This window comes from Sorangium sp. So ce295, assembly GCF_051527405.1.
GTDB classification, from domain to species: Bacteria; Myxococcota_A; Polyangia; order Polyangiales; family Polyangiaceae; genus Sorangium; species Sorangium cellulosum_B.
In genome coordinates, this window is sequence record NZ_CP150324.1 from 3,823,196 (window position 1) to 3,837,403 (window position 14,208).

Consider the following 14,208-nt stretch of genomic DNA (forward strand, 5'->3'; position numbering starts at 1 on the left):
GGGGGGCGAGCTCAAGAGAGCTGGGCCCCGCGCCGCGCAGGAGGCCTGTCCCCGGTCTGTGGATTGCCTCTGCGCAGGGCGGGAGGACCTCATGGCACAATCCGACGTTTCGCTGGGCGCATCCGAGCTGCCGACGACCTACCTGCCGCCGGACGACGTACCGACTGCGGAGCTCGCCTCGCTCGTCCCGAGCGCGCGGGGGGCGCCGCGGACGACGACGATCCCCTCGAGGCCGCTCCTCGGCGCCGCGCCCCTCGCGCGGATCGTCCCCGAGGACGTGCACTCCGCCCTCGATTACTCGAACGGGCTCATCGTCGCTCTGGCCGGGCTCTCCGCGCGGACGAAGGCCGCGAGGATCGCGGGCGTCGCGCTCGGCGCGTCGGTCATTTTCGTCTCCCTGCTCACCGACTACCGGCTGAGCCTGTCAAAGCGGATCCCGATCGAGGCGCACGAGGTCATCGACCATGCCTTCGGCGTGTCGGCGATCGCGGCGCCGTTCGCGCTCGGCTACGCGAAGCGCGACCCGCTCGCCGCGGTGATCCACGTCGCCGCGGGGGCGGTCACGATCCTGGGGTCGCTCCTCACCGATTATCGCGCGGTGAGGGGCGCCGGGCGCCGGCCGAGGCGGGCGTAGCCGCGCGCGCAGCCGGCCAGCGCCGGCACCTTCCCATGTGCCGAGTCGCCCCACCCTCGGTCCCACCAACGCTCCCCAAGACTCCACGGGAGCCGCTGTATCCAGGCAACGGGACGAGCGATGACCGTGCCACAGCGAACGTCACACACAGATATACCGTCGCAGCGAGGCGGAGAGGTTCTCTTGCTTTACTGCTGGAAGTTGCCCCGGATCAGCAGAGAAACCGCCATGGCGCCAAGGTCGCCAAGAAGCGAGAGGAGGGCTGTCGCAGGCGCCGCGACGCTTCCCGCGCAGGGGGCCGAGGCGCGGAGGACCGGGACCGACGGTGCCGAGGAATACGCATGCCAGGCGCCGTCGTTGGCTCGGGCGACCGATGAAGCACCGACCATCAACCCTCCTCCTGGCCGCGCTCCTCGCCGCGGCTTGCTCGCGCCCTTCCAGAGAGGCGCCGGCCGTCGAGCGCAGCGCCGAAGTCGCCGGGGCGGCGGCGCCGGCTCCGCCGGCCTCTCCGCCGCCGCAGAAGCTCAAGGCCGTCACGCGGGTCGGCAGCGCGCTCGCGCGCGCGCCGCAAGACGACGCGCTCTATCTGGCCGACGAGGACCACGCCGTCCTCCGGCGCATCCCGCTTCCCGTCGACGTGAGCACGCCGCCTGTCGAGATCGCCATGCCGGGGCGGCCGGCGCAGGTGCTCGCGCTCGCGGACCGCGTGCTCGTCACGATCCGCGATCCCGGGCTCCTCCTTATCCTGCGGCCCGATCCGGCGGTGGGGCTCGTGGAAGCGGCGCGCGTGCCCCTGCCGGCCGACGCCTGGGGGCTCGCGATCACGCCCGATGAGCGCACGGCGCTCGTCACCAGCGCATGGGCGGGCAAGGTCTCCGCCGTGGATCTCGCGACCGCGACGGCGACATGGGCCATCGATGTCCCGCGCGAGCCCCGCGGCGTCGTGATCCGCGAGGATGGCGCGGCCGCGTACGTCACGCACCTCACGTCCGCCTCGCTCACCCGGATCGCGCTGGGTGGTGCTCCCGAGGCCCGGCCGGTCGCCCTCTCTCCGTCGCCTTTCCGCGCTCCTCATGGCAAGTCGCTCTCCGCGTCGCTCGGCTACGCGGCAGCGCTCTCGCCGGATGGCCGCCGCCTCTTCGTCGCGCGCCACGCGCTCGGCGCGCTCGGTGAACAGGCGTGGTTCGGCGCCTCCACGGTCGACGTCCTCATGACGAGCGACGAGGCGCCCCTCGCGCCCCGGCGCCGCCAGGGCGCGCCGCTCTGGCGGGCGAGCGCGCTCGACGATGCCGCGTTCGACGACGCGGAGCTGGAGCTCCCCAACACCTCGCTCGCCCCGTTCGTCCAGCCGCGCGCGCTCGTGTACCGGAAGAGCACCCGCACGCTGCTCGTCGCCAGCGAGGGCACCGACACCTTGGTGGAGCTCGACGCGCTCGCGGTCGATCCTGCGCTCCGGCCGCTCCGCACCTACGATCTCGGCCGCCATACGCGCTCCGACATCGACGTGGCGACCCTGTGCGGCGCGCCCAGCGGCGTCGCGCTGTCCGCGGACGAGTCCATGGCGTGGGTGTTTTGCCGTTCCACGGACGCCCTCGCGATCGTCCGCCTCGACGAGCACCGCGACGACGCTCCGTTCGAGCTGAGCCCCGTGCCGTACATCGCGCTGGCCGACGCGCCGGTCCCGCAGCAGGCGGCCCTTGGCCGGAAGCTCTTCTACAACGCGGTGGACTGGGGCACGAGCGGCGGCCTCGGGTGCGCTGGCTGCCACCCGGACGGGCGCGACGACGGCCATGTGTGGCACGAGGCCCACGTGATGGACATCGGCGGCGAGAGCGTCAATTTCCTCGGATCCGCCGAGAACCAGCCGGTCGACGTGGAGCCGCGCGGCGGCGTGCCCCGGCAGACTCCCATGCTCGCGGGCCGCGTGTCGGCCGAGGGGCCTTATGGCTGGAACGCCCAGAGCGAGAACCTGGCGGAGCGCCTCCGCGAGGGGTTCGGCCTTCACCGGTGGGGGCCCGGTGGTCTGGGCAACGGCGAGCTCGCCCTGAGGGCGCGCCACCTGGCGGCGTTCCTGCGCGCGGGCCTCGTGCCGCCGCCCAGGGACGCGCGGAAGCTCACGCCGCAGGAGGAGCATGGCCGCGCCCTCTTCATGAGCGACACGGCGCAGTGCGCTCGCTGCCACGTGCCCGAGACGGAGCACACCGACCGCATGGGCTACCCGATGCCCGGGTTCGCTGCGCGGCCCGGGTTCGCGGAGGAGAAGGCGGGCCAGGTGTTCAAGACGCCCTCGCTGCGCTTCGTCGGCGGGACGGCGCCCTATTACCACGATGGATCCGCGAAGACGCTCGAAGAGCTCATCGACGAGAACCAGGACCGGATGGGTCGCACCAGCCACATGTCGAGGAACGACAAGGCGGCGCTCGCCGCCTTCCTGAGGACGTTATGAAGAAGAGAGCGGTGATCGGGATGGTCCTGCTCGGCGCGCTCGCGCCGGCGCAGGCGGCGGAGTCGGTGCTCGCGCCGGCGCAGGCGGCGGAGTCGGTGCTCGCGCCGGCGCAGGCGGCGGAGTCGGTGCTCGCCCCGGCGGAGGGCGCGACGGCCGGGCCGCAGGCGGGAGCCGCGGCAGGCCCGGCGGACGCGGGAGGAGGCGCGGTGGCGCCGCCGAGGCGCGCGCTCGAGGCGACGCCGCCGCCGCCCGAGCGGACGGCGCGGCCGGCAGCGGCCGAGTGGGACGTCGCGGAGCAGGTGTCGCTCGCGCGCGTCGCGAGGGGCGGCGCGTGCAAGGCGCGCCGGCAGCGCGAGTGGCTGCGGATCGATTGCAGCGTTCCGTCGGTGGTCGCCGTGAGGTCGCTCGGCGCCGGCGCCGGAGGCGAGTCTGTCTCGGTCGGCGAGCACAGGGCCGACGAGGACGGCTCCTTTCCGTCGAGCGTCTCGGTGATCTTCCCCGTCCGGATCGGCGACAGGAGGGTCATCGAGATCCTCTCGATCGAGCAAGGATACCGCTTCCAGACCGGGCTCACGACGAGCCTCATGATCTCCGAGCAATGGCTCGAAGGCGACGCCGGGCCGCTCGTCAGCGCGCTCTGAAACCGCGCCGGCGCGACCGTCGACGCGCTGCATGGCGCCTGCCCTGCGAGGCGCCACGCGCCCGGACGACATCCACATGAATTCGGAGGCATCCCGCGCTCCGAGCCGGGATGCCGCGATCGAGCGGGCGCGCTCTGCATCGAGAGCCTGTTCGCGAAATGTTGCGATGCTCACCGCGCGACGCCGCATCCTGTGCGCCTCCCACCTGCTACCCGCACTCACGCGTGGCGCGTGGCGCGTGGCGCGTGGCGCGTGGCGCGTGCCGAGATCGACCCGCGCGGCCTGCGGGAAGGGATTGGATCCGGCGCGACTACGTCGTAGTGTGGAGAGCTCGCATCGACCATCGCACCGGCCGTCGGCTGCAGCATCCAGAGGAACGAGCCGGCGGTCGTCGCGCGCGTGGCCGAGAGATGGAGAAGAGATGAGCTGCTTGAGCGTGGATCCTGTCGTCACCGACAGCTTCGGGATCGAGCCAGCCTTGAGGGACGACACCCTCAGCGTCAAGCTCACCGGCACGGGGGACATGGCGGCATCTCCGCCGCTCAGCAGGTACGTCAAGGCGCTGGAGGGCGAGGTGATGCGCCTCTCGGTGAGCACCGTCGAGTTCGACGTGCGCGACCTGCGCTTCATGAGCTCGAGCTGCCTCAAGGCGTTCGTCGGCTTCATTTGCGGCCTGATGGGCCATGGCCTCAAATGCAGGATACGGTTCGTCACGGACGCGAAGCGGACATGGCAGCGTCGGAGCCTGAAGCCCCTGGATCGCATATGCCCGGAGCTGGTCTCGATCGCGGATGCATGATCGAGAGCCCGAGGCCATGACGAGGAAGCGTCGGACGCTCGCGTTTCTGATCGACAATGTCGTTGGCGACTACCAGTCCGAGCTGCGCGCCGGGGTCGAGCGCGGCGCCGCGGCGCACGACGTCAACCTGCTGACGGCGTTCAGCGACCCGGCCATGGCTCGCCGGCCGGAGGTGGCCGACCGGGGCACCTTCTATCACCTCATCGGCCCTGAGACCGCCGACGGCGTCATCGTCGCCTCGTCGACGCTCTCCCCTTACGGCGGCATGGAGGTCATGCGATCGTTCTGCCGGTCCTTCGCGCCGCTGCCGGTGTGCAGCATCGGGACCGCGATCGACGGTGTGCCGAGCCTGATGGTGGACAACGCTCTCGGGAGCGAGATATCGGTCGGGCACATGGCGGACGAGCACGGGTGCCGGCGCATCGCGTACATCGGCGGCCCGAGCAGCAGCGAGGAGGCCGCGCTGCGCGCCGGCGGGTACCGGAGGGCGCTTGCGGCGCGGGCGCTCCCTTGCGACGAGCGCCTCCTCGTGTTCGGTGGGTTCACGATCTCGACGGGGCGCGCGGCGATGCGCGAGCTCCTGGCTCGCGGGGTGGCGTTCGACGCCGTGGTGGCGGCCAACGACAGGATGGCGCTCGGGGCGATCGAGGTGCTCAAGGCCGAGGGACGCCGCATCCCGGAAGACGTCCTCGTGTGCGGGTTCGATGACGTCGGCATCGCGCGCTTCACGAAGCCGTCGTTGACGACGGTCCGCCAGCCGATCGAGCGGCTCGGGGGGATGGCCGTGAGCACGGTCCTCCGCATGATCGACGGCGAGGCCGTCGAGCCTTTGCAGCTCGCGCCGGTCGAGCTCACGCAGCGCGAGTCCTGCGGCTGCGGGTACCGCGCGGGCGACACGTTCCTGCAGCCGGTCCCCTCGGTGCGCGGCTTTCCGCGCGCCATCGCGGATCAGCGGGCGTCGCTGGAGCGCGCGCTCGCGAGCACCGTGGCGATCCCGAGCGGCGCCCTCGACGGCTGGGCGGGCGACCTGCTCGCCGCGATCGAGGCGGAGCTCGCGGGCGACGAGGGGCGCTTCCTGCGCGCGCTCCAGGCGCTCCTTGACGGGGCGAGGCGCGAGGGCGTGCTCCTCGAGGAGTTCCAGGCGGTGATATCGCTCTTGCGCTCGCGGGTACAGGGGGCGCCCGTGAGCGGCGACGCGGCGCTGGAGCATCTCTGGCACGCAGCGCGCATCCTGATCGGGAGCGAGTGCGTGCACGTCGAGGGGGAGCAGCGGCTGAACGTGGAGCTCGCCGCGATCGACGTCACCTACGGCGCGCGGGGGTTCTCCGCGTGCTTGAGCTTGCCCGTGCTCAAGGGGTTGCTGGCGTCGGAGCTGCCGAGGATGCGGTTCTCGGACGTCGCGGTGTCACTGTACGACGACGCTCAGCACGCCACCATGAAGCCGCTGTTCGTGATGGAGGACGGCCACGAGGTGGAGGTGCCGGCCGTGAGCTTCCCGGCGCACCTCCTCGCGCCCCCGGGCTTCCTGGACGCCGACGAGCGCATCAGCAGGATCGTGCTTCCGGTCGCGTTCGGCGACGAGGAGAGGTTCGGCGTCGCGGTGCTCGACCACCGCGCCAGCGGGATGATCTACGAGGTGCTGCGCCTCCAGCTCGGCTCCGCGGTCAAGGCCGCGGCGCTGCACCGGCAGGTCGTCCGGGAGGTGGAGCTGCGCGAGCGGCTGGAGCAGGAGCGGGTCCGTCAGGAGAGCCAGGTCGCGGCGCGCATCCAGACAACGCTGGTGCCGAAGCAGCTCTCTATCGAGGGGCTCGACCTCTGCGCGGTCATGAAGCCTGCGGCCGAGGTCGGCGGTGATTACTACGATGTGATCCCGGCGAACGGGGGCGGGTGGTTGGGGATCGGCGACGTCGCGGGGCACGGGCTCGCGGCGGGTCTCATCATGCTGATGATCCAGAGCATGGTATCGGCGCTCACGTGCAACGACCCGGCCGCGAGCCCGGCGAAGGTCATCACGGCGCTCAACAAGGCAATCTACAAGAACGTCCGCGATCGTCTGGAGCGCGACGAGCACGCGACGCTCCTCTTGCTCCGGTACGAGCGCAACGGGCGCGTGACGTTCGCGGGCGCGCACGACGACCTGGTCGTGTGCTCGGCGCGGACGCGGCGCTGCGGGTGCATTCCGAGCTCAGGCGTCTGGATCGGCGCGCTGCCCGAGATCGGGGCGCTGACGCGGGATGCCGAGCTCTACCTTGGGGATGGGGATGTGCTCGTGCTCTATAGCGATGGCGTGACCGAGGCGCGGAACGCCCATCACGAGCAGTTCGGGCTGGAGCGGCTCTGCGCCGTCATCGAGGCTGTCCAGGCGGAGCCTGTCGGCGTGATTCGCGACCGGATCCTCGATGCGGTCGAGGGGTGGTGCCCGAGCCCGGACGACGACATCACGATCGTGGTGGCGAGGTATCGCGCGCCCGAGTAGCTGCGGCGGGGCGGCGCTCGCTCTGGCCGGGCTGTTCTGCGTGGTGGACCCGTCGCGCCGGTGGAGCTCCTCGCTGCGTGGGGCACCGCCGGTGCTTCTGCTGGCGAGAGGGCGAAGGACAAGGCCGCGCGCAGTTACCGCGAGCGCCCTGGTTTCTGGGGCCTTGTCGCGTTCTGTGCCCGCGGTCCACGGTGGTCCGGCGCGCGCGAGCGCGTCTTGGCGGGGGATCGGCGCCGCACGCTGGCCGGCTTCGGCGCGAACACCTCGCTCAGGGACGCCGCCGTCGCTGCGCGGGCGATCCATCGGTCGAGCTCCGCAGGAGCCGTGCAGGCATCGATGTGAGCCTGCTCATCCGCCGTCGGTGACAGGCCGCGCGCTTCGAGCACGGCGAGCAGCGCCTCCTGCTTGCCCTCGATCTTGCCCTCGATCTTGCCCTCGGCCCGACCACGCTTCTCGAAGAAGAGCCGGAAACGTCGAGACGCCGGGGTTTCAGGGACTTTGCTCGGATCCATGGCCATCTCCCTGAGCGCGGCCAGCATGGCGTCGCTCAGCACCGCGAGGATCGCACGCGCCTGCGCGTTCCGCAACGGCTCGTCGGCGAGGTGCTTTTCGGTCAGCTCCAGGGCGCGCATCACGATCCTGCGCGCGGCCGGCCCGCGGCGGTGGTGTACGGCCCACGCGGCGAAGAGCGCGAGTTCCGGGTGCATCGGATCGAGCAGCGCCTCGACGCGTCGGCCTGCCAGGAGCAGCACCCGCGGCGTCAGCTCGAAGCGCGTGCCGAGCTCGCCCTGGAGGTGCGCGACCCGCTTCGCCCAGGAAGCCACGCGGCGGCTGGCCGTGATCACGAGGACCTCACCCATTGCCTTCTCCTGATGGACAAGCACGCTGACCGCAAGCGGCCAACTCCTCCGCTTGCGCTCATCGATGGAATTCTGGACCTCGACCATCAGCCAGCCCCGCTGTCGCGAGCGCAGGAGCAGATCCGGACGAACCTCGATGGCTTTGGTGAAGCGCACGGTCGCATCGATCACCTCGGCCGGCACGCCGAGCGAGCAGCCGGTGAGCTGGTGGAAGAGATCGGCGAGCAGCGCTGGACGATCCCGAAGCGCGACGACGAGCACCTCGTGCGGAGTCCCCGGCATCCGCCTGTCTCTACTCGAAGGGAGCGAGGTTGGCGAGCCGCGATGTCGCGAATCCGATCCTCCGCCGGACAGGGCCGTCGCTCGGACCGACGACGTGGAAGCGACCAATTCTTGCTGCTCGTGATGAATTAGCCAGAGCGCGTGTAATGAGACGCGGCGGGCGCCAGGGGCCACACGCACAGGGACTGCGGACAACTGCCTTGCCTGTCGACGTGGCAACGCTCGCTCCCCGGGCACCTGCCGGTGATCCTCTCGATTCCGGCGACTCCCTCTGGCGGCCGCCACCCCATCCGCCGCGTTCGCCACCCCTCCTGCCGCGAAATTCCCTGAGTTCGCCGCCTTCTCCGCCTGGCACGCCTTTCGCGAAAGGGCTCCGGCATGCAGGCCACGGCGCTCACGTTCTCTCTGCTCGGGCTCGACGCGCACCCCATCCGGGTGGAGGTCGACTCGGGCCGCGGTCCGTCGTTCTTCCAGATGGTGGGCCTGGCCGAGGCGAGCGTACGCGAGAGCCGCGTGCGGGTCCGCGCCGCGCTCCAGCAACTGGGCATCGAGCTTGACGAATATGTGATCACCGTGAACCTCGCCCCGGCAGATCTCAAGAAGAGCGGTGGCGCGTACGACCTCGCCATCGCGATCGCCGCGCTCGCGGCGCTCGGCAAGGTGCCCGCCGAGGGGCTCGACCGGATTGGCCTGCTCGGCGAGCTGTCGTTGAGCGGCGCGGTGCGCCCCGTGCGCGGCGTCCTGCCCGCGCTGCGCGGCGCGGCGGCGCAGGGGGTCACGCGCGCGATCGTGCCCCAGGGCAACGCGCGCGAAGCGGCGAGCGTGGCTGGTATCGACGTCCTCATCGCGGAGCACCTGGGCCAGGTCGTCGCGCACCTCCGCGGCAACAAGCCCCTCCCGGGCGCGGGGACCCTGGCCTCGATCCACGCGGAGCCGAGCGCTGCAGCGGCAGATCTCGCGGAGGTCCGCGGCCAGCACGGGGCGCGCCGCGCCCTCGAGATCGCCGCTTCCGGGGGACACAACCTGATCATGGTCGGCCCGCCAGGCAGCGGAAAGACCATGCTTGCTCGGCGCCTGCCAACGGTCTTGCCGCCGATGTCCTACGACGAGGCGCTTGATATCACCGCGATCCACTCCGTCGCCGGGCTGCTCTCCCCGGACAGGGGCCTCGTCGCGATTCGCCCGTTCCGCGCCCCGCATCATACCGTGAGCGCCGCGGGCCTCGTCGGCGGGGGGGATCCCATCCGCCCCGGCGAGGTCTCCCTGGCCCACCATGGGTGCCTGTTCCTCGACGAGCTGCTCGAGTTCCGCCGCGGCGTCCTCGAGTCGCTCCGCGAGCCGCTCGAAGAGGGCACGATCGCCCTTTGCCGCGCCCGCGCCCGCGTCGTGTTCCCGGCGCGTCCGATCCTGGTGGCCGCCATCAACCCCTGTCCGTGCGGCTTCCATGGCGACCGCGGCAATCGCTGCGCCTGTTCCCTCGATCGCGTCCGCGCCTACCGCGCGCGGCTGAGCGGGCCGCTGCTCGATCGCATCGATCTCCACATCTCCTTGCCGCCCGTCGATGTCGCTCACCTGTGCGCGCCGCTCGCCGACGGCCGCTCGTCGCTCGACGCGCCGGAGAGCTCCGCGGCGGTGCGGGCGCGCGTGGTCGAGGCCCGGGCCGCGCAGCGCGCGCGCTTCGAGGCGGGGGAGGTCGCGGCGACGCACAACGCCGAGCTCGGCCCGCGCGATCTCGCGCGCGTCGCCATGCCGGACGCGACCGGCGCCCGCGTGCTCGCGTCGGCCGTGGAGCGGCTCGGCCTCTCGGCGCGGGCGTATACCAAGGTGCTGCGGGTCGCCCGCACGCTCGCCGACATGGACAGGAGCTCTGCCGTGCGGGCAGCGCACGTGGCCGAGGCGATCGGCGCGCGGCTGTTCGACCGCGAGGCCGCCTGCGGGCCGGCGCCCGCCACCACCGCCGCGGGCGCCTGAGCTCGCCGCAGGGCCAAGGATCACCGCGCCCGCAGCGATGCGGGCGCGATCGCGGCCGCCCCGACGGCCGCGCTGCATCGTCTGTCCGCGCGCTCGGGGGCGCGCACGTTCAGCACGCAACGGTTGAACCGCAACAAGCAACGAACGCACGTCGAAAAGGAGAGACCGAGATGATGACCGAGATCGCTGAGAAGCTCCGCACCGTGAAGACCGTCGTAGGCACCATCGAGAAGCAGTTCGGGAAGGGCGCGATCATGTCATTGAACGACGAGAACCAGACCCGGGACATCGGCCTGATCCGGACCGGATCCCTGTCGCTCGACGCGGCGCTGGGGATCGGGGGATACCCGCGCGGGCGCATCGTGGAGATCTATGGCCCGGAGTCGTCGGGGAAGACCACGCTCACGCTGCACGCGATGCGGGAGGCGCAGCGCGCGGGCGGCGTCGCCGCGTTCATCGACGCCGAGCACGCGTTCGACGTCACGTACGCGCGCTCGCTCGGCGTCGACATCGACAGGCTGCTCGTCTCGCAGCCGGACAACGGCGAGCAGGCGCTCGAGATCGTCGAGATGCTCGCGCGCTCGGGCGCCGTCGACGTGATCGTCGTCGACTCGGTGGCTGCGCTCACGCCCAAGGCCGAGATCGAGGGGGACATGGGCGATTCGCACATGGGCCTCCAGGCGCGGCTGATGAGCCAGGCGCTGCGGAAGCTCACGGGCATATGCCACCGCACCGACACCACGCTCATCTTCATCAACCAGCTCCGGCAGAAGATCGGCGTCGTCTTCGGCAATCCCGAGGTGACGACCGGCGGCAATGCGCTCAAGTTCTACGCGAGCGTGCGGCTCGACGTGCGCCGGGTGGGGCCGGTGAAGGTGAGCGACGAGGCCATCGGAAGCAGGACGCGCGTCAAGGTGGTCAAGAACAAGATGGCTCCTCCGTTCAGAGAAGCCGAGTTCGACATCCGGTGGGGAGCGGGCATCGACGGCGCGGCGGATCTCATCGACTTCGCCTGCCAGCTCGGGGTCGTGGAGAAGAGCGGCGCGCACCTGTCGTTCGCGGGCGAGCACATCGGGCAGGGGAGGGAGCGCGCCCGCGAGGCGCTGCTCGGCAAGCCGACGCTCGCCTCGTCGCTCCGCGCCGCCGTCGACGCGGCGGCGCCGGCGCGCGCCAACGGCAGCAACGGCAGCGCGGCGATGGATTGCTGATCTCGGGGCGGCCGGCGCGCCCGGCGGCTCGCCGCCGCCGGCGCGGCCGCTCTCGCCGCGCGACGACGCCGCGCCTCGCGAGAGGCGCAGGGCGGCGGGCGCCGGCGGATGGTGAGCGACGGCAGAGACGACACGGACAAGAGAACGACAGCAGACGACAACACAGAAGCGAACTGGAGCATGTCATGAACGAAGGACTGAACAAGGTGATCCTCATGGGCAATCTCGGCGCGGATCCGGAGCTGCGCTACACGGGCAACGGCACCCCGGTGCTTCACCTGCGCATGGCGACGAACGAGTCGTTCGTGGACAGGAACAAGGAGCCCAAGGAGCGCACCGAGTGGCACAGCATCGTGTTCTGGGGGCCGCGCGCCGAGGCGCTGGCCAAGGTGCTGACGAAGGGGGACGGCGTGCTCATCGAGGGCGGGCTGCGCACGTCGAGCTACGAGAAGGACGGGATCAAGCGCTACCGCACCGAGGTGATCGCGCGGGATCTCCGCTTCGCGGGGCGGCGGGCCGCGTTGACGGAGCCCGCGCCGGGTCCGGATGACGACGGCGAGCCGACGCAGCCCGGGGCGGGCGTGCCGACCACGGCGCGGCTCGGGAAGAACGGCGCACGGGGGCGGCCCCCGGAGGTGCCTGCGCTGGATGAACTGCCGTACTGAGGCGGTCCGTCCGGACGGGCGCGAGGGCGAGGCGGCTTGTCTCGAGCCGCCTCGCCGCGTCCCCAGCATGCCTCGTCTCACCCGATCGGCGACATTCCCCTCCTGCGGTCGCCACTGCGGCCCATCGAGCTCCAGCGCTCAGCGATTGGCGTGCTGCTGGATTCCGCCGAGGCCAGCTTCCAGACCGACGCGTCACGATGTCTCCCTTCACGGACGCTGACGCTGCGCGCCAGCGTTCGCGAAGGGCTCGACGCGCGCGAGGCGCGCGAGGCAAACGACGACCGATTCGATGACTTCAGGTCGCCATCACGCGGTGGACAGTATCCGGCAGTGCCGTCTGAAGAACTCTCGTGTCCTACATGAACACAGAAAAGTGATTGAATCGATGGATAACGTGCTCGAAGTGTGTTGACGAATGCCGTGCTTTGGAAGTAAACACTGGATGCTAGGCTCGACGCGACCAGGTGCGATTCTCTGGCTGTACACGATCGACCTCCTCAACCGAATCTGCTCGGCCTGCGGAACTGCAACGTGGTAACCGTCAACCGAGGTACTTCATGCTCAGCAATGCGGCTCGCTTTCTGATGGTATCTGCTGCTTCTATCGTCGCGCTCGGCTCTGCCCCGGCCGACGCGTGCTCCCTGCTCTCCGCCGGAGCGCTCGACTTCATCGCTGCCGGTACCCCGGCGGCGACCGGGGCCGTCTTCTTCACGAGCGTTCAGAAAGAGGAGTTCTGGTCCGACCCGGACCCCGTGGTGGACGCGGCGAACGACACGGCCAACATCTCCTATTACTGGGGTTCGACGAGCCCGAGCTCGGAGAAGTACTACTCCGAGTTCACCAAGACTCCGAGCCTCGTCTCGCTGGTCACGAGCGTCAGCAGCATCGCTGCGGGCGACGTGCTCGTCCTCAACAAGACGGCGTCGTACGGCGGGCACACCGTGATCGTCACGGGCCCGGCGGTGCAGCTCACGACCCCCATGAACCCGATCCACGCGACCACAACGCAGTGGGCGTTGCCGATCGCTGACTCTACCACCTCGGTCCACGGGTGCAGCACCATCTACAAGGACAGCCGGTGGACGGGCACGTGCACCAACTTCACCGCGGGGCCGGGGACGGGCTACATGCGCCTCTATGCCGATGCTGCCACGGGGAACCCGATCGGCCACTCGTGGAGCGTCACCTCGGGCGCCACGGTGTACTGGACGACGGGGAACGGGGCGCGGCCCTATGTGATCGGCAGGCTGAACTCCTGCCCGCTGCCCGCTCCGACCCCCTGAGCCGGCGCGGCCGCGGCGCAGCGGCGCGTTCACCGGGCGATCCTGAGGGCACGCGCCCTCAGGATCGCCCTCTCCCCCCTTCGGCGTTTACGGCGTTCCGCCCTTCTCGGCCGCCGCGGGCACGCGGCAGAGCTGGGCGATGCCCTTTCCGCTCAGCTTCTCGCGCGTCAGCTCGAACTGCGGCACGTACATGCAGAAGCGGCCGCCCTTCTCGGTCGCGATGCTCGTTCGACGCGAGATCATCTCCTCGAGCTCCGAGCGGCTGATGGCCTTGTCCGTCTTCAGCGTGTCCGAGACCTTGAGATCGACCGCGTTCGGGCAGCTGACGCTGGCGGCGACGGTGAGGTTGGGCTTCACCTTCTCCTGACCTTCGCGGTAGTCAGCACCTGGCCCGGCCTGGCCGCCCGCTTGCGCCCTGCCGGCCTGGGCGCCTTCGTGGGGCTGGCTGCCGGCTTGAGCGCCGCCGGCATGAGCCTGGGCCTGGCTGCCGTCGGTATGGCCCTGCTCTCCCGCGCCGCCCCGTCCCAGGTTGCCGCTGCCGGTCTGGCCGCCCGACGGCTGCTGCGACTTGCCCGCCGCGACGGGATCGATCCGACCGTTCACGGAGGCCGTGTAGGTGCACCCTTCCTCGACAGGGAACGAGATCCGCTCCTGGAGATTCATCGCCTGTTTCTTCTGACTCTGCCCCTGCTGCTGCGTGCGCTGTGCGCCGCTCGGGCTGGGCTTGTCGCCCTGATGCAGCGCGCCGCCCTGCGCCGCTCCCGGCGAGCCCGATTCGCGTTGCTGCGACGAGCCCGATTCGCGTTGCTGCTGCGAGCCCGTGCCGCCCGTCTGTGCTGCCGCGAGCGCCGGCACGACCGCGAGCGCTCCCATGGCGAGCGCGAACTGGATGGACCGATTCGATTTCATATTACCCCCAACCGTAGAATCTGCTTCCGATCGT

The 14,208-nt window shown here is 70.9% G+C and carries 11 protein-coding genes; 9 read left to right on the forward strand and 2 right to left on the reverse strand.

Annotated features, from left to right (window positions below):
* The first annotated feature begins 91 nt into the window (after positions 1–91).
* The 5 genes from WMF11_RS14685 (at position 92) to WMF11_RS14705 (ending at position 6,996) form a co-directional block, all read left to right on the forward strand.
* Positions 92–634 carry an SPW repeat domain-containing protein gene (locus tag WMF11_RS14685; RefSeq protein ID WP_437977888.1) on the forward strand — a complete coding sequence of 181 codons (543 nt, stop codon included), beginning with the start codon at positions 92–94 and terminating at the stop codon, positions 632–634.
* Between the two features lie 373 nt (positions 635–1,007).
* Positions 1,008–3,080: a hypothetical protein gene (locus tag WMF11_RS14690; protein ID WP_437977889.1), complete on the forward strand. Its 2,073-nt coding sequence runs from the start codon at positions 1,008–1,010 to the stop codon at positions 3,078–3,080.
* Positions 3,077–3,721 (forward strand): hypothetical protein, encoded by a 645-nt coding sequence (locus WMF11_RS14695; RefSeq protein WP_437977890.1) that lies wholly within the window; start codon positions 3,077–3,079, stop codon positions 3,719–3,721. Before WMF11_RS14690 ends, WMF11_RS14695 begins: the two co-directional genes overlap by 4 nt.
* Before the next feature lie 421 nt (positions 3,722–4,142).
* On the forward strand, positions 4,143–4,520 hold the full coding sequence (locus WMF11_RS14700; protein WP_012235248.1) for a hypothetical protein: 378 nt from the start codon (positions 4,143–4,145) through the stop codon (positions 4,518–4,520).
* A gap of 16 nt (positions 4,521–4,536) precedes the next feature.
* Positions 4,537–6,996: a SpoIIE family protein phosphatase gene (locus tag WMF11_RS14705; RefSeq protein ID WP_437977891.1), complete on the forward strand. Its 2,460-nt coding sequence runs from the start codon at positions 4,537–4,539 to the stop codon at positions 6,994–6,996.
* 134 nt (positions 6,997–7,130) lie between these two features.
* On the opposite strand, the gene WMF11_RS14710 is transcribed toward WMF11_RS14705, so the two are convergent.
* Positions 7,131–8,312, reverse strand: coding sequence for a hypothetical protein (locus WMF11_RS14710; protein WP_437909012.1), 1,182 nt, complete (start codon positions 8,310–8,312; stop codon positions 7,131–7,133).
* 204 nt (positions 8,313–8,516) lie between these two features.
* Here WMF11_RS14710 and WMF11_RS14715 point away from each other — a divergent pair, with 204 nt between their 5' ends.
* The 4 genes from WMF11_RS14715 to WMF11_RS14730 all read left to right on the forward strand — a co-directional run bounded on the left by WMF11_RS14715 (position 8,517) and on the right by WMF11_RS14730 (position 13,265).
* Positions 8,517–10,109, forward strand: a complete 1,593-nt coding sequence (locus WMF11_RS14715) for a YifB family Mg chelatase-like AAA ATPase (RefSeq protein WP_437909013.1) — start codon at positions 8,517–8,519, stop codon at positions 10,107–10,109.
* Between the two features lie 170 nt (positions 10,110–10,279).
* A complete protein-coding gene (gene recA / locus WMF11_RS14720; RefSeq protein WP_437977892.1) occupies positions 10,280–11,317 on the forward strand; it encodes a recombinase RecA in 1,038 nt (345 codons plus the stop codon).
* Between the two features lie 185 nt (positions 11,318–11,502).
* Positions 11,503–11,982, forward strand: a complete 480-nt coding sequence (locus WMF11_RS14725; protein ID WP_437552454.1) for a single-stranded DNA-binding protein — start codon at positions 11,503–11,505, stop codon at positions 11,980–11,982.
* Positions 11,983–12,539: 557 nt separating this feature from the next.
* The gene (locus WMF11_RS14730; protein ID WP_437977893.1) at positions 12,540–13,265 is read left to right on the forward strand and encodes a hypothetical protein; all 726 of its coding nucleotides are present in this window, start codon (positions 12,540–12,542) and stop codon (positions 13,263–13,265) included.
* 87 nt (positions 13,266–13,352) lie between these two features.
* On the opposite strand, the gene WMF11_RS14735 is transcribed toward WMF11_RS14730, so the two are convergent.
* A complete protein-coding gene (locus tag WMF11_RS14735) occupies positions 13,353–14,174 on the reverse strand; it encodes a hypothetical protein (protein WP_437909015.1) in 822 nt (273 codons plus the stop codon).
* Positions 14,175–14,208 lie beyond the last annotated feature (34 nt).